The organism is Lentzea sp. NBRC 102530 (assembly GCF_030269365.1).
Classification (GTDB): domain Bacteria; phylum Actinomycetota; class Actinomycetes; order Mycobacteriales; family Pseudonocardiaceae; genus Lentzea.
The window spans coordinates 398,698-424,400 of sequence record NZ_BSTF01000005.1; the positions used below are offsets into that span (position 1 = coordinate 398,698).

At 68.6% G+C, this 25,703-nt stretch carries 20 protein-coding genes; 10 read left to right on the forward strand and 10 right to left on the reverse strand.

All coding sequences use genetic code 11. From position 1 onward, the window contains the following. The first annotated feature begins 214 nt into the window (after positions 1 to 214). The gene (locus tag QSK25_RS16210) at positions 215 to 910 is read left to right on the forward strand and encodes a peptidylprolyl isomerase (protein ID WP_285639142.1); all 696 of its coding nucleotides are present in this window, start codon (positions 215 to 217) and stop codon (positions 908 to 910) included. Here QSK25_RS16210 and QSK25_RS16215 read toward each other — a convergent pair. From QSK25_RS16215 to QSK25_RS16240, 6 genes are all read right to left on the reverse strand, one after another. Beyond that, a complete protein-coding gene (locus tag QSK25_RS16215) occupies positions 907 to 1,449 on the reverse strand; it encodes a TetR/AcrR family transcriptional regulator (protein WP_502881851.1) in 543 nt (180 codons plus the stop codon). The genes QSK25_RS16210 and QSK25_RS16215 overlap by 4 nt on opposite strands. A 102-nt stretch (positions 1,450 to 1,551) precedes the next feature. Next, a complete protein-coding gene (locus QSK25_RS16220; RefSeq protein ID WP_285639401.1) occupies positions 1,552 to 2,715 on the reverse strand; it encodes an acyl-CoA dehydrogenase family protein in 1,164 nt (387 codons plus the stop codon). Then, positions 2,715 to 3,800, reverse strand: coding sequence for a CaiB/BaiF CoA transferase family protein (locus QSK25_RS16225; RefSeq protein ID WP_285639144.1), 1,086 nt, complete (start codon positions 3,798 to 3,800; stop codon positions 2,715 to 2,717). Before QSK25_RS16225 ends, QSK25_RS16220 begins: the two co-directional genes overlap by 1 nt. A gap of 151 nt (positions 3,801 to 3,951) precedes the next feature. Continuing rightward, positions 3,952 to 5,070: a Glu/Leu/Phe/Val family dehydrogenase gene (locus QSK25_RS16230; RefSeq protein ID WP_285639147.1), complete on the reverse strand. Its 1,119-nt coding sequence runs from the start codon at positions 5,068 to 5,070 to the stop codon at positions 3,952 to 3,954. A gap of 8 nt (positions 5,071 to 5,078) precedes the next feature. Further along, positions 5,079 to 6,239 carry an NAD(P)/FAD-dependent oxidoreductase gene (locus QSK25_RS16235; RefSeq protein ID WP_285639149.1) on the reverse strand — a complete coding sequence of 387 codons (1,161 nt, stop codon included), beginning with the start codon at positions 6,237 to 6,239 and terminating at the stop codon, positions 5,079 to 5,081. Further along, complete coding sequence (locus tag QSK25_RS16240; RefSeq protein ID WP_285639151.1) at positions 6,220 to 7,704, reverse strand: aldehyde dehydrogenase family protein; 1,485 nt, start codon at positions 7,702 to 7,704, stop codon at positions 6,220 to 6,222. Before QSK25_RS16240 ends, QSK25_RS16235 begins: the two co-directional genes overlap by 20 nt. 82 nt (positions 7,705 to 7,786) lie before the next feature. Here QSK25_RS16240 and QSK25_RS16245 point away from each other — a divergent pair, with 82 nt between their 5' ends. From QSK25_RS16245 to QSK25_RS16260, 4 genes are all read left to right on the forward strand, one after another. Further along, positions 7,787 to 8,704: a LysR family transcriptional regulator gene (locus QSK25_RS16245; protein WP_285639153.1), complete on the forward strand. Its 918-nt coding sequence runs from the start codon at positions 7,787 to 7,789 to the stop codon at positions 8,702 to 8,704. A 291-nt stretch (positions 8,705 to 8,995) separates the two neighbouring features. Then, positions 8,996 to 9,262 carry a hypothetical protein gene (locus QSK25_RS16250; protein WP_285639155.1) on the forward strand — a complete coding sequence of 89 codons (267 nt, stop codon included), beginning with the start codon at positions 8,996 to 8,998 and terminating at the stop codon, positions 9,260 to 9,262. Between the two features lie 328 nt (positions 9,263 to 9,590). Then, positions 9,591 to 15,722 (forward strand): PA14 domain-containing protein, encoded by a 6,132-nt coding sequence (locus QSK25_RS16255; protein ID WP_285639157.1) that lies wholly within the window; start codon positions 9,591 to 9,593, stop codon positions 15,720 to 15,722. After that, positions 15,722 to 15,949, forward strand: a complete 228-nt coding sequence (locus QSK25_RS16260) for a hypothetical protein (RefSeq protein WP_285639159.1) — start codon at positions 15,722 to 15,724, stop codon at positions 15,947 to 15,949. Before QSK25_RS16255 ends, QSK25_RS16260 begins: the two co-directional genes overlap by 1 nt. A gap of 67 nt (positions 15,950 to 16,016) precedes the next feature. On the opposite strand, the gene QSK25_RS16265 is transcribed toward QSK25_RS16260, so the two are convergent. From QSK25_RS16265 to QSK25_RS16275, 3 genes are read right to left on the reverse strand one after another with little or no spacing between them, the layout of a single operon-like run. Continuing rightward, a complete protein-coding gene (locus tag QSK25_RS16265; RefSeq protein WP_285639161.1) occupies positions 16,017 to 16,502 on the reverse strand; it encodes a DinB family protein in 486 nt (161 codons plus the stop codon). 17 nt (positions 16,503 to 16,519) lie between these two features. Then, positions 16,520 to 17,899 carry a glycosyltransferase family 39 protein gene (locus tag QSK25_RS16270; protein WP_285639162.1) on the reverse strand — a complete coding sequence of 460 codons (1,380 nt, stop codon included), beginning with the start codon at positions 17,897 to 17,899 and terminating at the stop codon, positions 16,520 to 16,522. 29 nt (positions 17,900 to 17,928) lie between these two features. Beyond that, on the reverse strand, positions 17,929 to 19,515 hold the full coding sequence (locus tag QSK25_RS16275) for a thiamine pyrophosphate-binding protein (protein WP_285639163.1): 1,587 nt from the start codon (positions 19,513 to 19,515) through the stop codon (positions 17,929 to 17,931). Positions 19,516 to 19,965: 450 nt separating this feature from the next. Between QSK25_RS16275 and QSK25_RS16280 the strand changes: the two genes are divergently transcribed. From QSK25_RS16280 to QSK25_RS16295, 4 genes are all read left to right on the forward strand, one after another. Continuing rightward, positions 19,966 to 20,322 carry a PLDc N-terminal domain-containing protein gene (locus tag QSK25_RS16280; RefSeq protein ID WP_285639402.1) on the forward strand — a complete coding sequence of 119 codons (357 nt, stop codon included), beginning with the start codon at positions 19,966 to 19,968 and terminating at the stop codon, positions 20,320 to 20,322. A gap of 56 nt (positions 20,323 to 20,378) precedes the next feature. Continuing rightward, positions 20,379 to 20,918: a hypothetical protein gene (locus QSK25_RS16285; protein ID WP_285639164.1), complete on the forward strand. Its 540-nt coding sequence runs from the start codon at positions 20,379 to 20,381 to the stop codon at positions 20,916 to 20,918. Between the two features lie 200 nt (positions 20,919 to 21,118). Next, positions 21,119 to 21,940, forward strand: a complete 822-nt coding sequence (locus QSK25_RS16290) for a hypothetical protein (protein ID WP_285639165.1) — start codon at positions 21,119 to 21,121, stop codon at positions 21,938 to 21,940. Between the two features lie 42 nt (positions 21,941 to 21,982). After that, positions 21,983 to 22,594 carry an ANTAR domain-containing response regulator gene (locus QSK25_RS16295; RefSeq protein WP_285639166.1) on the forward strand — a complete coding sequence of 204 codons (612 nt, stop codon included), beginning with the start codon at positions 21,983 to 21,985 and terminating at the stop codon, positions 22,592 to 22,594. Here the strand turns inward: QSK25_RS16295 and QSK25_RS16300 are convergent. Next, positions 22,575 to 23,987: a hypothetical protein gene (locus QSK25_RS16300; protein ID WP_285639167.1), complete on the reverse strand. Its 1,413-nt coding sequence runs from the start codon at positions 23,985 to 23,987 to the stop codon at positions 22,575 to 22,577. The genes QSK25_RS16295 and QSK25_RS16300 overlap by 20 nt on opposite strands. A 450-nt stretch (positions 23,988 to 24,437) precedes the next feature. On the opposite strand from QSK25_RS16300, the gene QSK25_RS16305 reads away from it, so the two are divergent. Continuing rightward, positions 24,438 to 25,667, forward strand: a complete 1,230-nt coding sequence (locus QSK25_RS16305; RefSeq protein ID WP_285639168.1) for a branched-chain amino acid ABC transporter substrate-binding protein — start codon at positions 24,438 to 24,440, stop codon at positions 25,665 to 25,667. Positions 25,668 to 25,703 lie beyond the last annotated feature (36 nt).

Sequence of the window (25,703 nt, forward strand, 5' to 3'; positions counted from 1 at the left end):
CGGCCGGGCTTATCCGCGTACTGGTCCGATCGCGACGGCGGGCACTTCTCCTTGGCGCCGTTGACCAAAGCTCCCACCAGGTCACCTTCCACATCGGACGGTGCAGCGCGCTGCACGGCGTTCGACCACGACGAGCACGTGCACTCGACGTCGGAGCACCTCAGTGATCCGTTAAACCTTGCCCGCCCGCAGCGAACTCCACTAGGAAACGCGCATGAGGCGAATCGCAGCTGGACTGGCAGTGGCGGCGCTGGCCGTTGGTTTCATCACGACGGGCACCGCGTCCGCCGACGTGCAGACGGCCCGGCCCGACTGCGGCTACACCGCGACCCCCGGCGAGCCCGCCGCGCGGCCGGTGTCCATCCCGCACGACCCGTGGTTCACCAAGGGCAAGGTCCTCGTCAAGGTGAGGACCAACCAGGGTGACGTCCCGCTGGTCCTCGACCGCGCCAAGGCCGCGTGCACCACGCACAGCTTCATCCACCTCGCGCACCGCGGCTTCTACAACCAGACCGAGTGCCACCGGCTCACGGCGTACCCGACGCTCAAGGTGCTGCAGTGCGGCGACCCGTCGAACACCGGCGAAGGTGGCCCCGGCTACAAGTACAAGGACGAACTGCCGACCGACCTGCAGCCCGCGCCGAACGACCCGACCGGGGAGCGCCGGATCTACCCGCGCGGCACGCTCGCGATGGCCAACGCGGGCCCGGACACCAACGGCTCGCAGTTCTTTCTCGTGCAGTCGGACTCGGTCCTGCGTCCCAACTACACGGTGTTCGGCCAGATCCTGCCCGAGGGGCTGAAGACCCTGGACAAGATCGCGGCCGGCGGCATCGCGGGCGAGAACCCCCTCGACGGCCGCCCGAACGTGAAGTCCGAGCTGAAGTGGGTGCTCCCGCTGGGCCTCTAGTGCGCGGCCCAGCCTTGTAAAGCCCCGTAGAACGCGTCGGAGAGCCGCCGGACCACCTGTTCGTCAGGTAGTCCGGCGGTTTTCGTCAGGTCGAGGATCTCCCGCGGGTCGAACAGCGCGTTGTGCAGGAAGCGCGCGACGTTCAGCAACGTGTCGGGCAGCGCCAGGTCGATCAGCACGCCCCGCAAAGCCTGGTCCCACGCGTTGCACGACAACGCCGCCATCGACTCGCCACCGTGCAGGCGGTGGAGGAACCCGCGCTGCGACGAATACCGCACCATCACCGGGCCGTGTGCGTTCTGCAGCTTCACCCACCGCGTGACCTGGTGCTCGAACAGTTCCTTGCCGGTCTTGCGAGACCGTTCGCCGTGGTCGACCAACGACGCCATGACGTCTTCGTGATAGGCCACCACGAGCGCTTCCACGGACGGGAAGTGCCGATACGCCGTCGCCTGGGAAAGCGCCGCCTTGCGCGCGATCGACTGCATCGTCGCCGTTGCTGGTTCAGCCCGCAGGACGTGCGTCGCGGCATCCAGCAATCGCTTGCGGTTGCGGCGCGCGTCACTGCGGCTGTTTGTCTCCTCCGGCAGAACTTCCTCCCACCCCCGAGCCCAGTGCGAGGTGCAGGATAAGACGAAAGATCAGCGGAACGAGGGGATTCCGGTCAACGCGTGGCCGATGGATAGCAAATGGATGTCGGAAGTCCCTTCGTACGTCAGGACGGATTCCAGGTTGTTGGCATGACGTAGCGGCGAGTACTCCAAAGAGATGCCGTTCGCGCCGAGGATGGTCCGGCTTTCCCTGGCGATCGCGATGGCCGACTCGACGTTGTTGTACTTGCCGACGCTGATCTGCTCGGGCTTGAGCGTGCCCGCCTCCTTGAGCCGCGCCAGGTGCAACGCCAGCAGCATCGAGTTGCTGACCTGCACCGTCATGCTCGCGAGCTTGCGCTGCGTCAGCTGGAACGAGGCGATCGGCTTGTCGAACTGGACGCGCGTGCCGGAGTAGTCGAGGGCAGCCTGCAACGAATCCCGCGCGGCGCCGACCGCGCCGAACACGATCCCGAACCGCGCCTCGTTCAGACATGTGAGCGGTGCGCGCAAGGAAGTCGCGAGCGGCAGCCGCGCGCTTTCCGGCAGCCGCACGTCCTCCAGCGCCAACTCGGAGGTGACGGATGCTCGCATCGACAGCTTCTGCTTGATGTCACGCGTCGAGAATCCAGGCGTGCCGCGCGGAACGAGGAATCCGCGAATTCCCTCCTCCGTCCGCGCCCACACCGTCGCCACGTCCGCCAGGCCGCCGTTGGTGATCCACGTCTTGGTGCCGTTGAGCACCCAGTCCGCACCGTCGCGCACCGCCTTCGTGCGCATGCCGGACGGGTTCGACCCGAAGTCGGGCTCGGTCAGCCCGAAGCAGCCGATCGCCTCACCGGTGGCCAGCCGCGGCAGCCACTCCTGCTTCTGCTCCTCCGAGCCGTACTGCCAGATCGAGAACATCGACAGCGACCCCTGCACGGACACGAAGCTGCGGATGCCGCTGTCCACGGCCTCCAGCTCCAGGCAGGCGAGTCCGTACGCGAGCGCCGACGTCCCGGCACACCCGTAGCCCTCGAGGTGCATGCCAAGCACACCGAGCTTGCCCAGCTCCCGCGCCAGTTCGCGCGGCAACATGCCCGCCTCGAACCACTCCGCGACGTGCGGCCGCACGTGCGCCGCCAGGTACGCCGCGACGGTGGCCTGGATGTCGCGCTCCTCGTCGCCCAGCAACGACGGGATGTCCAGCAACTGCAACGGGTCCTGCACGATCACGGCTCCAGCTTCGGCGGGCGCAGCCGGTACGTGACCGGCGTGCGCGACAGGCGGATGGGGTTCGCGACGAGCGTCATGTCGCCGATCGTCGCGGTCGGCTCGAGGTCCAGCGACTCCGCCAGCGCGAACGCGTGCGCGACATCGTTGACAGGACCGCACGGCACCCCGAGGGGCGTCAGCGTCTCGAACCAGTGCTGGGCGGGTCGCGTCCGCAACCGCGCCGACAGCACCTCGAACAACTCGTCCACGTGCTCGACCCGATCGGAGTTCGTGACGAACCGCTCGTCGGTCGCGAGCTCCGGCACGTCGAGCACCGAGCACAGCCGGCGGAACTGCCGGTCGTTGCCCACCGCCAGCACGATCGGCTGGTCGACCGTCGGGAACACCTCGTACGGCGCGATCGACGGGTGCCGGTTGCCCATCGGCTTCGGCACCGACCCGGCCAGCGTGAACCCCGCGCTCTGGTTCACCATGCTCGACAGCAGCACCGTCAGCAGGTCGAGCTCGACGAGCTGGCCCTGCCCCGTCGCCTCGCGATGCCGCAGCGCCGCCAGGATGCCGACGCACGCGTGCAGACCGGTCAGCACGTCGACCAGCGCCACACCGGTCTTCACCGGCTCGTACGGACCGGGCCCCGTCACGCTCATCAACCCGCCCACGGCCTGCGCGAGCAGGTCGTAGCCCGGAAGGTCCGCGCCCTTGCCGGAGCCGAACCCCGAGATGGAGCAGTAGACGAGGTCGTCGCGCCCGAGCGACTCGAAGTCCAGCCCGAACTTCTTCATGGTGCCGGGCTTGAAGTTCTCGACCACGACGTCCGCCCGTGCGATCAGCTCACGCGCCTGCTCCCTGCCCCTCTCGGTGGACAGGTCGATCTGCACCGACGTCTTGTTCCTGTTGACGGACAGGAAGTACGTCGCCTCGTCCTCGTAGTGCGGCGGACCCCATGTGCGGGTCTCGTCGCCCCTGCCGGGCTGCTCGACCTTGACCACCTCAGCGCCCAGGTCACCCAGCATCATCGTCGCGTACGGCGCCGCGAGCACCCGGCTGAAGTCCGCGATCACCACACCCTCGAGGGAACTCATGCCGTCCGCCTTCGTTGCTTCGTCCTCGCGCACAACACATGCGCACGTTCCTGCCCGATGTCGCGGACCTCGTACCCCGCTCCTCGTTGCTTCGCCGTTGCACGCGCCATCGCCGGCGCACTGTCGCGTGCCGGTTCGCACGCGCCGCCGCTCATGCGACCCGCCCGCGCAGCTTCATCGCGGCGAGCACGCGCTCCTGTGCGAGCGCGCGAGCCGCCACATGTGTTGTGGTGCCACGACTTCTGGCCTCGGCGAGGACGTTCACCGCGTTCGCCCTCAACTTCTCCGACACGGCCTCCAGCACCGTGACGGGGTTCACCGGGAACGGTGAATACCGCGCGTCCATGCCGTACGCCGCCGCCACGACGCCGCCGGCGTTCGCGATGAAGTCCGGTACGACCGTGATCCCGCGCCGCGCGAGAACCTCCTGCGCCGCAACGGAAGTCGGCAGGTTCGCGCCCTCGATCACCAGGGTGGTGTCGAGCTCGCTCGCCAGGTCCGCGTCGATCACGTCCTGCAGCGCCGCGGGCACCAGCACGTCGCAGGGCACCCGCAGTTCGGCGCCGAGCTGTTGGACCGGGCCGTACTCCTCGACCGCGAGATCACCGAACTCGCCTCGCAGCTTCAGCAGCCGTGCGACGTCCAAACCGTGGGGATCCACCAGCGCGCCGCGCACCGACGACACGGCGACGACCACAGCGCCCAGTTCGGCGAACCGCTTCGCCGCCGCGGCGCCCACCGCGCCGAAGCCTTGCACCGCAACGCGTTTGCCGCGCAGCTCCACCAACTCGTCCGCCACCTCGGCCACGCCGTACCCGGTGACGCCCAGCTCGTCGTACGGAAGACCGCCGAGTTGAGCCGGTGCGCCCATCATAGCGCCGCGGTCCGACAGTTCGTCCTGGACGATCGCGGCGTCCCGCTCGGTGAGGCCGACGTCGAGGCCCAGCACGTACTCGCGCGGCACCTCGTTGGACAGCTTGCGCGCGAACGCCCGCAGCGCCGCTTCCTTGTCAGGAGAGGAAGGGTCGAACACGATCCCCGCCTTCGCGCCGCCGAAGAACAGGTCGACCCCGGCCCACTTCCACGTCATCACGCGCGCGAGGCGGGCGATCTCCTCGACCGTCACGGCCGGGCTCATCCGCGTGCCGCCCTTGCCCATGCCGCGCGCGGTGTTGTCGATGACGAGCACACCCTTCATCCCGGTGCGCCGGTCGGACACACAGACGACCTTCTCGGGCCCCCACTCGTCCATGAGCTGGAGAACGTCCATCACACCCCTCACACGCAGTTGAGTTCGGGTCGCGCCCGGTCGGCGGCGAACCTGGAGGCGTCCAGCGCGGACACGTCGACGAAGGGGTCGCGACCGAGCACGAGGTCGCGCACGACCTCGCCGACCGCGGGCCCCTGCAGGAAGCCGTGCCCGCTGAAACCGGTGGCGTAGAAGAAGTTTCCGGCCGAGCCGATGAGCGCGTTGTGGTCGGGTGTCACCTCGTACAGCCCGGCCCACCCGTCGCGCACGCCCACGTCCAGCAGCCTCGGCGCGCGCCTGCCGATCGCCTCGGTGAGCCGCGGCAGCCACGCGTCGGACACGTCCAGCTTGAAGCCCGGCGTCTCGTCGGGGTCGGACATGCCGAACAGCAGCCCCGGACCCTCGCGGTGGAAGTAGAAGGTGCTGCCGAAGTCGATGGTGAAGGGCGTCACCCGATCGTGTAGCTCCGGCATGGGTTCGGTGAACATGATCTGCCGTCGCAGCGGGGAAACCGGCAGGTCGACGCCCACCATCGCGCCGATCTCGCGGGACCAGGCGCCGGCCGCGCAGACGACTTTCCGCGCCGAAACGGCCCCGCCCGTCGTCTCCACGCGAAAACTGTCGGACCCCGTCCCTAGTATCGATTTCACGGTGGTTCGAGTGCTGAAGCGGGCACCGAACCGGCGGGCAGCGGTGGCGTAACCGAGGACGACGGACTCAGGCGTGCAGTGCCCGTCGTCCGGAGAGAACGCCGCCGCGAGCAGGCCGTCCGTCTCGATCAGCGGCGACATCCGCCATGCTTCCTCGACAGTCAGCATTCGACTGCGCACGCCGAGGGAGTTCTGGAGGTCGACGTTGCGCTCGAACGCCGTGACGTGGTCCCGAGAGGAGAGGAGGAACAGATAGCCGACCTGGTGCAGGTCGATCACCTGCCCCGGACGCTGCGGAAAGCGTTGGAACAGTTCGATTGAGCGAGCTCCGAGCCTGATGTTCAGTTCGTCGGAGAACTGGGCGCGCACTCCACCCGCCGCTTTGCAGGTGGAGCCGGACCCCAGATCATCCTTCTCGACGACCACCACGTCCCGGACTCCTGCCTCGGCGAGGTGAAAGGCGATGGATGTGCCGATCACCCCGCCGCCGATGACGACGACCTCTGCTTGAGCGGGCAGCTCAGGCGAGGCGGAAGTCAAGGTTCGCCTCGATCGCGAGAGTGTCCATCTGCGCTTTCTGCAGCTTCCCGGAGTAGTCCCAGTTCATGGACTGCCAGCGGGTGAACTGGTCGAGCACCCACACGCCCGACTGCCGGGAGCCGTTGCCGCTCTTGCCGTTGCCGCCGAACGGCAGGTGCGCCTCGGCCCCGGACGTCGAGTTGTTGACGCTCACCATTCCGGCGGAGATGCCGGCGCGGAACCGGAAGGCCTTGTCCGGGTCCGTGGTGTAGATCGAGCACGAGAGGCCGTAGCCCGGTTTGTTGCCGAGCTCGATCGCCTCGTCGAGGTCCGAGTACTTCATGACGCCGACGATCGGCCCGAACGTCTCCTGGAGGAAGAGCTCGTCGTCGTCGCGCACACCGGAAACGATTGCGGGGTGGTAGAAGAAGCCGTTCTCGCCAGTGAAGTCGCCGCGCGGGCTGGTGGCGGTGATCCGGCCGGTCGGGCCGTGCACCGTGTGGTGCTCGCCGATCCAGCCGAGGTACTTCTCGTACGCCAGCGCGAACTTCTCGTCCAGCAACGGTCCGTAGAGGACGTCCCCGGTCGGGTCGCCCACGGTGGCTCCGGCGACGGCCTCGGTGAACCGGGTCAGGAACTCGTCGTACCGCGACTCGTGCACGATCGCCGTGCCGAGCGAGGTGCAACGCTGGCCCGCGGAGCCGAAGCCGGCGAACAGCGCGCCCTGGACCGCGAGGTCGAGGTCCGCGTCCTCGGTGACGACCATCGGGTTCTTGCCGCCCAGCTCCAGGCACGGCGTCTGGAGGTGGCGGCCGCACAGTTCGCCGATGCGCACGCCGACCTCGCTGGAGCCGGTGAAGCCGACCTTGTCGACGACGCCCTGCTGCAACGACTGCTCCAGACCGGTGAACGTCTCCGAGCCCTCGGCGAAGACGATCTCGAACACGCCGGCGGGGATGCCCGCGGCCTGGAACACGTCGTAGAAGGCCTGGGCCGAGGCAGCGGAGTACTCGGCGGGCTTCCACACGACCGAGTTGCCGCACAGCAGGGCGGGGACGATGTACCAGGACGGGACGGCGACCGGGAAGTTGCCGGCGGTGATGATCGCCGCGACGCCGACCGGGTTGCGGAACGTGAAGAGCTGCTTGTCGGGCATCTCGGAGGGGACCGTCTGCCCGTAGAGGCGCCTGCCCTCGCCGACGAAGAAGTCACAGGTGTCGACGATCTCCTGGACCTCGCCGCGGGCTTCGCCGATCGGCTTGCCGATCTCGCGGGTCACGAGCTGGGCCAGGGGTTCGAAGTTGGCCTCGACCAGGCGTCCGATGTTGCCGATGACCTGGCCTCGCACGGGCGCGGGCACGCGTGCCCACGCGCGTTGGGCGGCTTTGGCCCGGTGGGCCGCGTCGACGAAGGCGCGGCTGGTCGCGAGCTCGATCTCGGCGACCACGTCGGAGGTGTTCGACGGGTTCGTGGAGATGTACGGCATGCGATCCACCCTGGTAGGTGGGCGGCGGATGCGCCAGAGGTCGCAGAGTGAAACCTCGCGACGTTGAGCATAAGCTCGGCTGGTGCTGAATCCGGTTCACCTCCGCACGCTCGTCGAGGTCGTGAAGGCGGGGTCGTTCGCCGAGGCCGCCCGGCGGCTCGGGTACACGTCGTCTGCCGTGTCGCAGCAGATCTCGGCGTTCGAGCGGGCGGTCGGTGTGACGCTGTTCGAACGCGAGGCGCACTCGATCAGGCCCGCGAGCGCCGCCCTGCTGATCGCCGATCGCGGCGGCGAGCTGCTCGCCGCGTTCGACGGGTTCGAGCACGAGGTGAAGGCGATGGTGCAGGGCCTGCGCGGCCGCCTGCGCATCGGCACGTTCCCCACGGCGAGCGCGCGGATCGTGCCGCGAGCCCTGGCGCGCCTGCAGGCGGACCTGCCGGACGCCGAGATCCGTCTCGACGAGGCGGAGCCGGACGACGTGCTGCCGCTGGTGCTGACCGGCGAGCTCGACCTGGCGCTGGTGTACGCGTACGACCTCGTGCCGAGGACGTGGCAGGAGGAGCTGACCGTGGTGCCGCTGCTCGACGAGGCACTGCTCGTCCTGGTGCCGGCCGAGCACCGGGCGGCGAAGAACAACGTCAAACTGGAAGATCTCAAGGACGAGAGGTGGATCGCATCACGCGACGGAACGTCCGGCGCCACCTGCCTCACGAGGTTGTGCGCCGCAGTGGGGTTCGCGCCGAGAATCGTCTTCCGCAGCAACGACTACGAGGTCGTGCAGTCGCTGGTGGGGGCTGGTGTCGGCGTCGCGCTGGTGCCTGCGCTCGGTCACAAGGGCTTGCCGGGCACGCACGCGATGCCGTTGCGGCACAAGCCTTTGCGCAGGCACGTGTACGTGGTGCACCGCACGGCGAACACCAACCCGTTGCTGCGTGACGCGGTGGACGCTCTGCGTGAGGTCTGCCAGAACACCGTGGGCGGCCACGTGAGTCAGCCATGATGGCGAAGTGGAGGAACTCGGCAGCGACGGTGCGCTGGCTGGGATCCGGAACTGGGACGCGCCGGATCTGAGCGCGCACGTCCGCCATTTGATCGACACGACCGAACCGGGTGTCGAGGAACTGGTCCTCGCCGCCCTCGACGAGGCAGGCCCGGCGCGCTCGCTGCTCTGCCGAGTGCTCGCGGAACGCGACCCGCACCGCGACCCGGCCTACGCGCTGCGGCACTTCTACACCGAGGCAGACGGCCGATCCGCCGTCGGCTGGGCGAAGAGGTCTACCGCAGCCCGTGGGTGTGGCTCTGCGGAATCACCAAGCTGCACAAGGCAAATCCGGTTCGGCGCATCACGTCGGACGCGACGAGCTGGGTCGCGACCCACCGCCAGATCGCGGTGCTGGCGTTGGGGGACACGGCGAACACGGCTGCCCTGCCGCCGATCATCGACCGCCTCCACGACCACAGGTGGTGGGTCAGAACCCAGGCGGCAGCGGCGATCCGCCTCGCCAGGGCCGGCGTGCGGATCGGCCGCCGCCGCACTGGCGCACCCGTCCCTCCGTGACCGCCTGCTGCGGTCGCGTGCAACGCTCACGCCGCTCGCCGCCGCCGGTAACGCGCTCGACGGGTCTTCGTCCCACTGACACCGCTCTGGCCAGGCGAAAAGTGAGGGCCTGCGCCAGCGTGTGAGCGCAGTTGCACGCACAGTTACTTGCGCCGAACGGCCCATTGATTTCTTATGTCCGATTTGGGCATGCTCAGCGGCGATCAACTATCAGGGGACCGGTTCGGGTCGCGGAAACCCGCGCCGGCTCCTTTCTGACCTGGGGGACATACCGAACATGACGCGTCGCTCTGCGACGCGGCACACTCGTGCGCGAAGATTCGCACGGGTGCTTGCCGCTGCGCTCGCAACATCTCTGACGATCAGTCTGGCGTCCGCACCCGCGTTCGCCGCGCCTCCCGCGAAGCCCACGGCGGTCGATCCGACCCATCTGCCGGTGCTCAAGGGACGTGAAGTGCCCGCCCCGCCCGTCGCGGCGGCGGACCCGAAGGCGGACTTCGGTCCGCTGGCCAAGCGGGAGGGCTCGAGCTTCGACCCGGTGAAGTCGCAGGTGACCTCCCGGTCGATGTTCGTCAACGAGTACACCAACCCGGACGGCACCAAGACGCTCAAGCAGTCCACGGAACCGCTGAACGTCAAGGACGCCAACGGGTCGTGGCAGCCGGTCGACCCGACGCTGGTGGCCGACACCCCGACGCGCCGGGTGAAGGCGAAGCAACACCCGCTCAGCCCCACGCTCGCGGGCAAGGCGGACGACCCGGCGCTGATCACCGTCGAGTACGACGGCGACAAAGTCTCGCTGGCGCCGGAGAAGCCGGCCAAGGACAAGCGGGCCAAGGTCTCGGACTCCACGGTGGAGTACACCGACGTCGCCCCCGACACGGACCTGCAGTACGAGGTCACGGCGGGGGCGGTCAAGGAGACCATCCTGCTGAAGAAGGTGCCGTCTACCAACAGGTGGCGGTTCACCCTCAAGACCGGCGACCTGGTCCCGGCCGTGACGGAGCAGGGCACGGTCGAGCTGCGGGACGCCAAGGGCACCCCGAAGATCGTCATGCCGCCGATCGTCACGTGGGACTCCTCCGGCAAGGCCGAGGAGACGCCGCCCGCGCAGACCGGTGGCACCTACACCGTCGAGAAGGCGGGCCAGGATTGGGTGCTCACGGTCGCCGTCGACGAGGCGTGGCTGAAGGACCCGAAGCGGGTCTACCCGGTCAGCGTCGACCCGACGTTCAGCTTCGGCGTCACCTACGCCGAGTCGTACAAGTCCGACGGCTTCTGGTGCCAGATGTGCGGCGTGCAGTTCGGCAACTCGCTGGACCGCGGTGACAAGTACTGGCGCAGCGCCATCCGCTTCGACTACCAGCCGCTGTACGGCCAGCGCATCGTCGGCGCCAAGGTCGACGTGACGAAGAAGACCGGTCCGCTCAGCCCGGACAAGACCTACCAGGCGCAGCTGTACCACGCCTCGGCGATGGACTTCAACGGTCTCGGGGGCCTGCTGGCCACCGGTCTCGTCGGCCAGGTGGGCACGCTCACCGGCGACAGCCTGGTGAGCTTCCTCCAGCACATCGCGGACATCCGGCACATGGCCACGTTCATGATCGTGGGCACGGAGCAGCCGGGCGCGTGGACCTACAAGGACACCACGGTCACGTTGACGGTCGACACGGGTTCGGCGCCGCCCGCCCCGTTGCTCGTCCACCCCGCGGACCACAGCGTCATCACGAACACGACGCCGAACCTCGCGGTCACCCCCGTCGCCGACCCGGACGGCGAGCCGGTGAAGTACTGCTTCACCGTCGCCACCGGCCCGGACGCCAAGACCGGCGTCGTCGTCGACTCCGGCTGTCTCGACCAGCCCAACTGGACGGTCCCGCCGGGCGTCCTGCAGGACGGCGTCGCCTACACCTGGCAGGCCAAGGCCGTCAGCGGTGCCACCTCGCGCATCCCGAGCCCGGTGTTCCACCTGAAGGTCGACCAGCGGATCGGCAACAAGGGACCCGCCCCGGACGACGCCCTGGGCCCGATCTCGGTCAACCTGGCCAACGGCAACGTCACCACGTCCGTCAAGTCGCCGACGTTCAACACCGTCGGTGGCGAGGCAGGCCTGACGATGACCTACAACTCCCAGCAGCAGGAGCAGAAGGGCCTGCGGGCCTCGTACTTCCCGGACCTGTCGCACAACGGTGAGATCAGTCCGCAACAGGAACCGGTACTGGTGCGCACCGAGCCTCAGGTCAACGTGGACTGGGGCGACACCTCACCGTTCGCGCCCGCGCTGCAGAAGGACTGGTTCGTGGCGCGCTGGGAGGGGTACTTCCAGGCCCCGGCGACCGGTGACTACCAGTTCGCCGGTGTGCACGACGACCGGCTGAGGGTGTGGGTCAACGGGAACTCTGTCTACGACCAGGGGTGCTGCAGTGACGTCAACTGGGGCGTCGCGACCAGTGTGAAGCTGACCGCGGGTCAGCGGGTGCCGATCAAGGTCGAGCTCGCTGAGGTCAGTGGCGCCGCGTACCTGCGCCTGTTCACCCGCACGACCGACAACACCACCGTGCCGCCGCAGATCGTCCCCGCGGACTGGCTGCACTCGTCGGACCTTCCCGCCCTGCCCAAGGGCTGGCTGTTGTCCGCCGACATCGACGGCACGGGCTCCACGTTCACGGAGGCGAAGGTCACCGACCAGAACGTCGTGCTGACCGACGGATCGGGTGCCAAGCACACCTGGACGAAGAAGTCGACCGGCGGCTACAGCCCGCCGGAAGGTGAGGTGGGCACCCTGGCCCTGGACTCGGCAGGGCGCATCACGCTGACCTACGGCACCGACGTGTACGCGTTCAACTCCGCGGGCAAGCTGGAGTCCCAGTCCAGCGCGGTCGACACCCGCAAGCCGGCCGGGCTGCGGTACGTGTACGACGGCTCGCCGTCACGCCTCAAGGAGATCAAGGACCCGGTCTCGGGCCGCTCGCACAAGCTGCACTACAACCGGCCGGGCGACAACTGCTACGCGGGCGCCAACCCTCCGCCGGACGCGGAGAAGCTGCCACCGTCGCAGATGCTCTGCCGCATCGAGTACTGGGACGGCAGCCAGACGAAGTTGTTCTACTACCGGGGCAACCTCGTCGCGGTGGAGGACCCGGGTCGTGAGATGACCCAGTTCAGCTTCACGACCAACGGCGTCCTCGACGGCATGCGCGACAGCCTTGCGGCCGACTGGGTTTCGCGGGACCACGCGAACCGGGATTCCGATGCCGCGAACTACATCGTTCACTACTACGACCACACGGCGGCGAAGCCGGTGGCGCGTACGGTCTACCAGCCGCAAACCACGCAGGGTGAGGAACGCGGCTTCCACACGTACCGCTACGACACGGCGGCGAAGACGTCCTATGTGGACATCGCCGGGCTCAATCCGATCATCGGCTTCTCCCGCAAGGTGGTCTACGACGACGCCTTCCGGCTGCTGTCCAGCACGGACGCCACCGGCAGGACGACGTCACAGACGTGGAGCGTCAAGGACCAGCTGCTGACCTCCACGGACGCCGCCGGCAGGGTGTCGACCACGTTGTACGACGCGCAGGACCGCCCGACCGACAACTTCGGTCCGGGTCCGGCTTCGTGCTTCCAGGGGCAGGAGCTCAAGCCTGACTGCGCGGCCACCGTCCCGCACTCCAAGACAGCCTTCGACGAGGGCATCAACGGTCTCGCGGTGTCCTACTACGACAACAAGGACATGATCGGGGCGCCGAAGGTGTTCCAGACCGGTCTGGCCGCGGACGGAACGTTCGCCCGCAACTGGGGCGAAGCCGAACCGGTCACGGGCATCCCCGCGGACGGCTACTCGCTGCGGGCGACCGGCGACATCGTGTTTCCCGAGTCGGGCAACTACAAGCTGCGCGTCGTGGCCGACGACGGTGTCAGGGTGTGGATCGACGACGTGAACGTCGTCGACGACTGGATCGACAGCCCCGCGAAGTGGCGTGAGGCGACGGTCAACAGCCCGTCGGCGGGCGCCGCCAAGAAGATCCGAGTCGAGTACTACGACCAGACCTCGTTCGCACAGCTCGAACTGCACTGGACCACCCCCGGCGGTGTCCAACAGGTGGTGCCCGCGACGAGCATGAAGCCGAAGTACGGGCACACGACGTCGACGACCAAGGGCGAGTCCCTGGGCCTCCAGCCGCAGGTCTCGTCCAGCAAGTTCGGCGAGAACGGGCTCGACGCCGCCTACGGCCTGGTCACCACGACGACCCAGAAGGGACAGGCGGTCAAGACCACCTACGAAGCCGTCGGCACCGGCTACCTGCGCAAGATCGCCGAGACCTCGCCCACGGGGGCTCAGACCACGTTCGCCTACTACGGCGACCAGGAGACGCGGGACAACCCGTGCACCCCTGCGGTCGAGGCGATCAACCAGGGCGGGCTCGCGAAGCTCACCAGGTCACCCGCGCCGGCGACCGGATCCGCTCGTGAGGACGAGCAGATCTTCGACGCGTCGGGCCGCGTGGTGGCGCAGGGCACCGCGGGCAAGTGGACGTGCACCGCGTACGACGAGCGTGACCGGGTGGTGCAGGTCAAGAACCCCGCGAACGCCGCTGAGGGCGAGCGCGTCGTCACCACGAACCACGCGGTGAACAGCGACCCGCTCGTGTCCGCCGTGACCGACCACAACGGCACCGTCACGACCAGGACCGACCTGCTCGGTCGCCCTGTCGAGTACACCGACGTGCACGGCGTGCGCACCGAGACCAAGTACGACCGCGCGGGCCGCTCCACGTCGCAGAAGGTCAACCTGCCGTTGAACCCTGCGCAGACCACGACCAGCACATACGACGACGCGGGCAGGCTGCTGACCACCTCGCTCGACGGCACCGTGCTCGCCACGCCGGTCTATGACGCCGCAGGTGAGCTGAAGTCCGTGACCTACGCCAACGGCACCTCGCTGGCGGCGATCGGCAAGGACGGCCCGGGTCAGATCACCTCGCTCACGTGGAAGACCAAGCCGGGGACCGAGATCCCCACGACCGTCACGCGCACTCGCGCCGGCACGATCGTGGACGAGACGCTCAACGGCTTCGATGCGGGCGCAGGCGGTCACAACTACGTGTATGACGCTGCGGGAAGACTGACCAACGCGGCGGTCAGCGGGCACGTCTACACGTATGAGTTCGGCTCCGCGGCAGAGGGTTGTCCCGCCGGATCGGTCGGCAACGCAGGCCTGAACACCAACAGGGTCAAGCTGATCGACCGGACGGCCAGCGGCTCGCAGACGACGAACTACTGCTACGACGCGGCCGACCGACTCCTGGCCACGACGGGTGCGAACGCGGTGTCCGGCATCAAGTACGACGACAGCGGCAACACCACGGAGTACACGGTCAACGGTTCCACCACGCACCTGTCGTGGGACACGGCCGGTCGCAACGTCGGTGCTCGCTCGGTCGGTGCGGACCCCGCTGCCGTCGCGTACCAGCGCGACGCCACGGACCGGATCGTGCGCCGCGGCGCCGAGCAGGGGGACGACCAGCAGGTCGTGCTGTACGGCCACACCAGTGACGGTGACTCCTCGGACTTCGTGCTCGGCGAGGACAAGAAGGTGCTGGTGCGGTCGATCTCGCTGCCTGGTGGCGTCCTGGTCACTGTCAGAGGTGACAGCCGCTCGTACGACCACCCGTCCGTGCGCGGCGACATCGTGCTCAGCACGGACGCGGCGGGCAACCAGGTCGGGGCGCTGCGGCACTACACGCCGTTCGGCGAGCCGATCGCGAGCGACGGCAGGGTCGACGCGGACGCCGTGCCGGACAACCAGCCGGGCCAGATGGACTTCGGCTGGCTCGGGCAACACCAGCGTCCGTACGAGCACGCCGGTGCTCTGTCGCTCGTGCAGATGGGCGCCCGTCCGTACAGTCCGCTTCTCGGTCGGTTCCTGTCCGTGGACCCGGTCGAGGGTGGGTCGGCCAACGACTACGACTACGTCAGCGGTGACCCGGTCAACGCCAACGACCTCGACGGAAAGTGCCCGCCGTGTCTCTTCCTCGCGGTGGCGGGTCTTCGAGTCGGTCTGCCGATCCTCGGCAGGTTCGCACTCCGCCAGGGGATCAAGTGGGGCGTCAAGTGGGCGCCGCGCATCTGGGGCGGCATGAAGGCGACCGGCCGCGCGGTCGTGCAGGCGGGCAGCTGGGTCCGAGCCAGGACCGTCAGCGCCGTGAGCCGCGTCAAGTCCGGGTGGAACGCGTTCAAGAACGGGTTGAAGACGCGCAAGGTGGAGGTCAAGCGGTACGTCGGCGAGAACCGCGGCAGAGCGGCGTTCCGTTGCGTCTCCTGGGGAGCAGGGCCCGCTGCCATCGCGTGGGGAGGCGGAGCCAACCGCCGCCAGATCATCTCCGCGGCGATCGGCGGGCTCGCGCTCGGCTGCGTCGGTAACATCACGCACGACGCTTGGAAGGTGAACAAGTAGTGTCTCTGGGCCGTTGGCTGGTGCACGAGCCGCTCGGGCGAAATTGCTGGTACTTCCCTCTGGGACCGGTGATCGCCTTGGTGGTCATCTGGCTGGTGATCGACTGGCCGCACGGAGCACTCGTGCTGGGGTTCGTCGTCACGGGAGTGGTGGACGTGATCGCCCGCTATCTCTGGTGGCGTTCCGACCGGCGCAAGGCCCAGGAGACCGGCCCGGCTTCAGTCTGAGGCAGATCACTCGTGTGTGGGGGTGCGGACTTTGTCCGCGCCCCCACACACGCATCTGGCGCCGCTCCTACTCTCCGGTCTGGCCGTCCGCCAGTTCGCGGATCAGGTCCAGATGGCCCACGTGGCGCGCGGTTTCCTGCGCCACGTGGGCCAGGATCCACCGCACGGTGCGCTTGCCGTCCGCCGCCACGGCGTCGGGGGCGTGCTTCTTCAACGCCTCGGCGTTCGCCCATTCCTCGCGGTAGGCCTGGATGAGCGACGCCGGGGTGTCGTCGTCTTCGAGGTGCCACGACGGGTCCGGGTCGCCCTGCCACAACGACGGCAGGTCGAGGCCCGCGCCGGCGATGCACAGCCAGTACCGCTCGACGGCGGTGAGGTGCTTGAGCAGGCCGAGTGCCGTCAGCCCCGGGGACGTGGCGATCGGGGCCGCCGCGGCCTGCTCGCGGGTGAGGCCGTCCACCTTGAGGACGGCGGTCTTGCGCAGGAAGTCCAGGAACTCCCACGCGAGCGCGGCTTCGTCGGTGGCGAGCTTCTCAGGCCAGGTTCGGGTCACCTGGTGAGTTTGTCAGTTCAGTAGTAGTGGCGGAGTCTTGGCCAGAAGGTGTCCCACGGTTCTGTTGGTGCAGTGCACAGCTTGATCTCCACGCCGTCTTCTTCGTTCTCCACGGTGTTGTGGTGCCGGGCGACCACGGTGCAGCCGGTGAACGGCGGCTGCGCGAAGCCGACCAGCAGGACCTCGTCCGTGGTCACCCGCGGAGGTCCCCAGTCGTAGAACGACATGTGGCCGGAGTGGGCCGGGATGCCGGCGTAGGCCTCCACGGCGCTCGCCTGGCCGTAGTTGCGGGTGATGAGCACCGGGTGGTCGTGGTCCTGCCACGCCTGTTCGACCGTGGCGGCCAGTTCCGGCCAGCCGATCTGCTCGCCCTGCTCCGGGTTGACGGCCAGCACCGGTCCCAGCGCGCTCGGCGGCAGGATCGGCAGGGAGATCAGCAGACCCGGCACGAGGGTCAGCGCCACCAGGACGCGGCCGGTCGTTTTGGTGCGCAGCAACCACTCCTGGGCCTGGCGGGCTCCGGCGGCCGTCAGCACGAGCAGCAGCGGGAGCGCGTAGTAGGGCTTGCCGCCGGTGATCAGGCACAGCGCGCAGAGGATCGGGTAGGCGAGCGCGATCGATCGGAACGTGGTGTCGCGCCAGAGGGTGCGGAAGCCGTTGACCCACACCGGGACGAGCAGCGGGGACAACATCAGGACCTGCATCGGGAGGAACAGGATCCGGTTCTCGGTGCCGTCGTCCTCACTGATGCCCCTGGCGACGGTGAGCAACGGGAAGTCGTGCAGCGCCTGCCAGATCACGACCGGTGCGGCCAGCGCGGCGCACACCGCGACTCCCGCCGCGAACCACCACGTGCGCAGGACGGAGCGCGGGCCCACGGCGAGCAGCGCGATTCCCAGCGATGCGAGCAGCAACAGCAGCAGCCACTTGTTCGCGAGGCCCAGTCCGGCGGTGGCGCCGACGGCGAGCCACCACCGGCCGTCACCGGACTTCAGCAGCCGGATCGCGAAGTAGGCGAGCAGGACCCAGATCAGGAAGTCCGGGGTGGCGGTGGCGAGCATGTGGCCCACGGCCAGCACGAAGCTCGACGTGGCGGCGGCCGCGGCGGCGAACGTCGTGCCACCGCCCAGTTCCTTCGCGATCAGGGCGACCACGACCGTGGTGCCCAGTTCCAGCAGGGTGGCGACCACGCGGAGACCGACCGGTGTCTCGCCGAACAGTCCGGTGGCGAGGCGGGCGAGGAGAGGCGTGATCGGGGGCTGGTCCACGTAGCCCCAGTCGAGCCGTTTGCCCGCCGCGATGAAGTAGAGCTCGTCGCGGTGGAAGCCGTAGCGACCCGACAACGCGGTCAGCACGACCGCCTGCACGATGAGCACGATCCTGAGCCCACGTCCCATGTGCGGGACGGTACCCAGGGGTTGCCTGATCAAGTGGACGTTTTGCGGTACCAGCGCGGGGAGGTGTTGATCGGCGGCCGCAGGCTCGCGTTGACGACGATCATGGTGGGGCCCTGGGCGACGGCCAGGGCGTGCGCGAGGCCGTCGAAGCCGTCGAGCGTGACGGCGGGGATGCCGAAGCTCTCGGCGAGCCTCGCGAAGTCGGGCCGGGTGAGGTCGACGCCGCTGATGGTGTGGTTCGCGACCTGCTGGTCGTAGCGGAGCATGCCGTAGCCGCCGTCGTCGACGAGCACGATGGTGAGCGGGAGGTCCTCCTGCCTCAGCGTGGCCAGATCCCCGCAGGCGAACAGGAAACCGCCGTCGCCGACCACCGCGATCGTGCGGCCGTGCACCGCCGCGCCGATGGCCGCGGGGAAGCCGAAGCCGAGGGTGCCCCAGCCGACCGGGTAGGCGAGCCCGCGCGGTTTGGTGACGTGGTGGAAGCCGCCGATCCAGTAGCCGGGGATGCACATGTCGGCGACGATCGTGGCGTCGGTGTTCTCCAACGCCCGCAACAACTTCACGGCCTCGGGGGAGTCTCCCTCCACCAGTGCGCGGACCTCGGCGTTGAGGGCGTCGACGTCGGCGTGACCTGGTCGTGCGGTCAGCGCGGCCGCCAGGGCGGTGGTGACGGTGGCGGCGTCGCCTTCGAGCGTGACGTCGGCCGGGTAGTTCTTGCTCGCCTCCGCCTCGTCGATGTTGACGGCCAACAGCGCGGGAGGCTTCGGCTGCAACCAGTTCTGCGTCATCATGCCGTCGAAGTCGGTGCCGATCCCGATCACCAGATCGGCGTCGTCCCAGAGCTTTCCGACGGGTGGTGCGTGCACGGGACCGCGCACTACGAGAGGGCTGTCCGTCAGGCCGCGCGCGCCGTACGTCGTGATGATCGGTGCGCCCAGCTTGTCGGCCAACGCCCCGATGGCCGGTCCCGCACCGGAACGGGCCGCGCCACCGCCCGCCCAGATGAGCGGCCGGGCGGACCCGGCGAGGAGAGCGGTGGCCTCGGTGAGGTCCACGGCCGCGTGCGCGGGGGCGGGCCTCGTGACGGTGTGGCTCGGCACCTCGGCGGACAGGAAGTCCGTCGGCACCCCCAGGTACACCGGGCCGTGGGGACTGGTGAGTGCGTGCTGGACGGCCTCGTCGGCGTACGAGGGGAGTTCCGCGGCGGTGGGGACGTCGAACGACGCCTTGGTCACCGGCGCGAACATCGCCCGCTGGTCGCGCGTCTCGTGCAGGACGCCGCGGTACACGCCGGGCTGCCGGAGCGTGGACGGGATGTCGGTGGCGATCACCAGCACGGGGCTGCCCGACGCCCACGCCTCGCCGGTGGCGCCCAGGGTGTTCGCGGCGCCGGGACCGGTGGTCACGACCGCGACGCCGAGCCTGCCGGTGGCGCGGGCGTAGCCGTCGGCGGCGTAGACGGCCGTCTGCTCGTGGCGCACGCCGATCATGCGGATGCCCGGATGCCGTCCCAGCGCTTCCCAGACGGCGAGGTTGTGGACGCCCGGGAGGCCGAACACCACCTCGACGTCGTGCGCGGCCAGCACTTCCAGCAAGCTCTCGGCACCCTTGGGCATGCGTCCGACGCTAAGGCGCGCTTACCGGTCGGGCAACGGATTGACAGCAGGTCTGGTGCTCAGCGCCACGTCCGCTCACGCCTCCGGTCCACGTGGGACGGTGTGAACGTTCCGGTGCGCGAAACGCCGTTCGAATCGCCGGAAACACAATTGTCGCCGCTGTGGGAGCGTTCCCGAATTCTGGACGAACGTTCAGGTTTTCGTCCTGCGGGTTGAATTGGTTGCGCGGGTCGGCCGACACCGGGGATGGACCTGACGGCCGAGCGTGCGCAGGCAAGCCCAGGTGCGGCGTTCGCGCGCACGCGCGGTATTTCCGGACCCTCACGGCTTTTGTTTCGGCGGGATTCACGGGTTTGTGAATTTGTGGTCCGATGATTGACGTGTGAGCTGTGTTCACGGAGTGGCCCCTTGTGCCACGATGTGCGGCGACCGCACGACCTGGGGGTGGAGATGCTGTACTTCGGTGGGCTGTTCGGAGTGGTGATGATAGGTCTGACGATCTTCGCGGTGGTGGACGTCATCACGAGCGATGAAGGCTCGGTTCGTCATCTGCCGAAGATGATGTGGCTTCTCCTGGTCCTGCTGTTCCCTTTGGTGGGTTCGATCGCGTGGCTGATCGCGGGTCGTCCGGTGGTGGGGACCGGAAGGGCGCGATTCGGGGCCTTCGAACGCGGTACGCCCGCTTATCCCGAGTACGACCGGCCGGGGCGGTTCGCGGCCGGCAATCCTGACGACGATGAGGAGTTCCTGCGGCGCTGCCGTGAGCGCGCGGAGGAACAACGACGCAAGGGACGCGAGAACCAGTGAGGATAGTCCTGCTGTTCTTGGTTGTTCTGCTCGCCGGTTGTGGCGGAAACGCGCAAATGGCGGCACAACCCCCCACTCTGCCGTCCACTTCGGACAAACTGGCGCCCGCCGACTTCCAGGCGCTCTGGTGGACGTGGGCCTCCCAGCCCTCCGGGAGCAACCCGGTGTCCGACACCTCCGGGCGGTACTGCATGCGCGACCAGCCCGTCCAGGTCTGGCTGCTCGCCGGGTCGCTCGGCGAGGGCCCGGTCGAGCGGCAGTGCCGCGTGCCGGCCTCCAAGCCCCTGCTCGCGCCGGTGGTGAACCTCGCGAGCGATGTCGCCTCCTGCGAGTCGTTCATGAAGGGCGCGCAGGGCGAGGTGCTGGTGGACGGCTCGACGCAGGCGCTCACGCGAGTGTCCGCGACGCCGTTCACCTACGAGGCGCGCGCGGGCAACCCGTTCGGCGCCCAGGCCGGCCGGATCAACTCCGTCGGCTGCGGCCTGTACGCGTGGATCAACCCGCCCGCCTCCGGTGAGCACGAGCTCGTGATCCGCGGTTCGGCGAACGGCACCCAGGTCGACGTGAAGTACAAGCTGATCGTGGGCGCGGACTAGAAAACTGGGTGCGCCGGTCCGGTACCGTGGTCAGTGGCGTCCGAGCAGACGTGAGGCTGGAGCCGCTCCCCGGCAGTGAGCGGCACGTTCCGCCGCAGTGTTCAGCAACTCCTGCTCACCGAAGCGAACCGACCACGTAGACGCGTGACACATGCGTCCTTGTCGTGCCGAGCCGGGCGGCGGAAACGAGGACTGCTGTCGTGGCACGTCTGTCCATCACGGACCAGCTGGCCGACCTTCGGCGCACCTACACCGGCGAGAACCTGTCCCAGGCGGTCCCGGCCGTCCGCGACGGGGACCCACCCCTGCCCGCAGCCGGCACGCCGGCGCAGGCCCAGCTCGAGGCCAAGGTGCTGCTCGCGGCCTGCACCGCCGCGAGCATGCTCCAGCTGATGCCCCCCGCGAGCATCGTCCGGCCCGCCCACGCGTTCCGGACGGTGGAACCGGGGGAGCCGCTGAAGCTGCACCTGCACGACCGGGCGCTCGGCCCGTTGCTGTTCGAGCTGCTGCCGCGCACCGAGGGCGGCTTCGGCATGGGCGTCGCGGGTCTGCAGCGCCGGCAGCACCGGCGGTCGGCCGAGCTGACCACCGGGGACGCCGCCGTCGTGCTGGTCGGCGTCGACGAGGCCGCGTGGGATCTCGGCATGCGGTACGTGCGCTGGATGCACGAGCACCGCGGCGTCGAGTACGTCGACGGCGGCGGTACTGACGAAGAGGTCGCGGAATCGGCCACTGGGAGCGGTCTCCTGCGCCGGGTACACCTGTGGCATGACGCCAGCTGGTTGCGAGCACTCCCGATGGGCGGCGCCTGGTTCGTCGAGTGGGCGGGCGGTCCGGCGCGGGACGACATCGAGCGCGAGCTCGCCCACCCCGAGTTCGGGATCACAGGTCAGACCACGTTGCGCCGCCAGGACGCGCCCGCCCAGGACGTCGAGGAGGGCATGCGGACCTACCCGTGGCCCGAGGAGTTCGTGTCTGCCGTCACGGCCGGTGACCCTGATCAGCGGCCTGACCGCCGGTAGACTGCGCTTTCGCCCGCAGGAACGATCGTCAGGAGGACCCCGGTGACCCAGCAGGCTGCCGAGGCCCAGTCCGAAGCCACGCGCAAGGCCCCTCGCGTGCTCGTCGCCGAGGACGAGGCTCTCATCCGCCTCGACCTCGTGGAGATGCTGCGCGAGGAGGGCTACGACGTGGCGGGCGAGGCCGCAGATGGTGAAGAGGCCATCAAGCTCGCGACCGAACTCAACCCCGACCTGGTGATCCTCGACGTGAAGATGCCGAAGGTCGACGGAATCGAGGCGGCGCAGCACATCGCGGGCAACCGGATCGCGCCAGTCGTGATCCTCACCGCGTTCAGCCAGCGCGACCTGGTCGAGCGCGCCCGTGACGCGGGCGCGATGGCGTACCTGGTCAAGCCGTTCGCCAAGCGGGACCTCGTGCCCGCGATCGAGCTGGCGATGAGCCGGTTCAGCGAACTGGCCGCGCTGGAGCAGGAGGTCGCCGGGCTCACCGAACGCCTGGAGACCCGCAAGACCGTGGAACGCGCCAAGGGCATCCTCATGACCAAGCAGGGTCTGAGCGAGCCGGAGGCGTTCCGGTGGGTGCAGCGCACCGCCATGGACCGCCGCACCACGATGAAGGCCGTAGCCGAGGCCGTCATCGAGAACTTCGGCTGAGTTCGAGCCACACGGAGTCCGTCTGCCGTCCCGGATCCTCGGGGCGCAGGCGGACTTCGACGTTGTGGGCACCTTCCAGCGCGAGCGTCAGCTCGTGACGGCCACCTATGCCACCGGGAACCGGCATGGACACCGCGAGAGAGTTGTCGACGTACACCTCGTAGCCCGCTATCGGTGCCACTGAGCGTGCGTGGGCGGCGTCGAGGGTGATCACCAGTGTCACGTCGTTCGGGCCCTTAGCGGTGAACTCAGCGGTCATCACGGGCAAAACCGGCGATGGCTCCGCCGGGGCGAGTCCGAGCTTCGCCTCCGACCGGCCGGGCACCTCGAAGTAGCTCTCGACCACCTCGGCCTGCGCGGCTCCCGGCATCCGCAGCACGAACGGCGTCAGCGCGTCCGGTCCGTCCCTCGTCAGCAGCTCTGCCGGCAGGTCTCCCGCCAGCGTCACCTCGGCACGCGCCGTCGCGGACCAGCCGCTCACCACCGGTCGGAGCGGCACCCGCGCCGATCCGAGCTGCGCCACCGCGGCGCTCGGATCACCGCCATCGCCTAATCGCACCGTGGTCCTCAAACGCGCCGATGGGACCCCACGCAACGGTGTGCGCGCCACGCCGATGCCTGGCGCCGCCTCCTCCGGCTGGAGCACGCGCAACGTTCCCGCCACGACCGACGTGTCGATCACCTCGTCCTCGGGGCCGCGCGATCCGGTGATGCCGACGGTGTCGATCTCGACGCGTCCCGGATAGCCGGGTGGAGGCGTCACGCCGATCAGCACGCTCGCCTCACGCCACCGCGGCACGCCGGGGACGGCGGCGATCTCGGCACCGTCCTGAAACACCTTCACGTCGTTATCTGTCAGCACCGCTTCGAATCGATGCAGAACGCCCGCGCCGCGCGTTCCGGGGGCCACGGAGTCGTCCACCACCACGCGCACCGCATCAGCAGTAGGTATGGGTCCGAGGCGGTCGGGCGTTCCGGGCACGAGGTCGAGCACGAGCTTCCCGCGTGGCCCCGCGGCGTCCGTGACGACGACGACCCGACCCAGTTCCGGTGACTCGTCGAGCCGCAGCAACGTCCGTGCGCGCAGCACGGCGGTGTCGTTGCCGCACGGCATGTCGAGCACCAACCGGCCGTTGGACCCCGAACTCGGGTTCACGCACCCCTCACGCGCGCTGAGGTGGTAGCGGCGGGCGAAGAACGTGTCGTCGAAGTCGTCGATCCAGCCGCCGATCGCCCGGCGCCAGCCGTCGTCGCTCGGCCGTTCCTCCGCCCTGACCGGCTCGGACCGCTGCCCGAACGCGTCCACGGCCCGCACCTCGGGCCGTCCGGAGCCCGCGATCTCGGGTGCCGCGACGAGCCTCCCGGCCACCTCGTAGCCCGCCGCGCCCTCCACGGGAACCCATTGGACCCGTCCCTCGCTGCTCCATCCGGAGGACGGAGCGTTCGGCCGCGCCGGTTGATCTGGAACAGAGACGTAATCCGCTGTGTACTTAGTTAAGCGAACGGCCTCTGAACTGGGCTTCTTCACGGCATCATCGTGGGTGCGGAGTACCAGCACTGCGGCCACGAGAACCGCGGCGGCGCCGACTGCGGTGATCACTCGACGACGCGGAGTCATACGACCACGTTATGACAGCCGTCCAAAGAGTGAACGAGAGTTACCGTCTGTGACATTCCTTAAACCAAACATAACGCCGCGTTGCGTTATGGTCACGAGCCCATTGGCTTTGATGACTGCGGTCACAGTCATCGCCTAGGTTCCGGCCATCCCTCAGGAGAGGGTGATGGAGCGGTGCGCGGAGATCTCGCGTTGCCGGGAGCAGGGATATAGGAGGGACATCACGTGCGTAAGCACTCTGTGAAGTCCGCAGCGATCGTCGGTGCCTCGCTGCTTGTTCTTGCAGCCTGTGGCTCGAACAAGACCGAGGGCGGCGGCACCAGCGGGGGCAGCTGCGACACGTCGAAGGGCACTCTGACCGTCGGTGTTGTCGCCCCGTTGTCCGGGAACCTGTCCGCTCTCGGCATCGGCATCAAGCAGTCCGCCGAGCTCGCCGTGGACGAGGCCAACAAGAAGTGCACGGTCCCGGGCTTCAAGCTCACCGTGTCGGCCCAGGACGACGAGGCCAACCCCGCCAAGGGCGCCCAGGCCGCGACCAAGCTGTCGACCGACCCGAACGTCGTGGGTGTCGTCGGCACGCTGAACTCGTCCGTGGCCCAGACGGTGCAGCCGATCCTGCGGGACAAGAAGATCCCCCAGGTGTCGCCTGCGAACACGAACCCGTCGCTGACCAGGGGCAACGACTTCCTGACGGCCCCGAAGCGCCAGTTCGACAACTACTTCCGCGTCTGCACCACCGACGACCTGCAGGGCCCGTACGCGGCCAACTACCTCGTCGAGAAGGCCGGCAAGAAGAAGATCGCCATCATCACCGACGGCAAGACCTACGGTGAGGGCCTGGCGGCCGAGCTGTCGAAGCAGGTCACCAAGAAGGGTGGCACGATCGTCGGCTCCGAGAAGGTCGGCGAGAAGGACACCGACTTCTCCGGCGTCATCTCCAAGATCAAGGCCCTCGGCCCGGAGGCCGTCTACTACGGCGGTGAGTACCCGGTCGCCGGTCCGCTGTCCAAGCAGATGAAGGACAACGGTCTCGACGTTCCGCTGATGGGCGGCGACGGCATCTACGACGGCAAGTTCATCGAGCTCGGCGGCAAGGAGGGCGACCTCGCCACCTCCGTCGGCGCGCCGACCGAGTCCCTGGCCACGGCCAAGGCCTTCGTCGAGGCGTACAAGGCGAAGTTCGGCAAGGAGGACTACGCCGCGTACGGTGCGTTCTCCTACGACGCCGCGAACGCGATCATCGGTGGTCTGGCCAAGACCCTCGAGGGCGGCTCGGCGTGGGACGACTCGAAGCGTGACTCGATGCTGACCAACGTCGGTTCCTACAGCGGTTCCGGCGCCACGGGTGCCATCAAGTTCGACCAGTACGGCGACAGCACCAACAAGGTCCTGACCGTCTACCAGGTCACCGGTGGCAAGTGGAAGGACGTTCAGACCGGCGAGTTCACCGGCTGATCGACTACCCAGTAACTGATTGAGCCACGGCGGGGG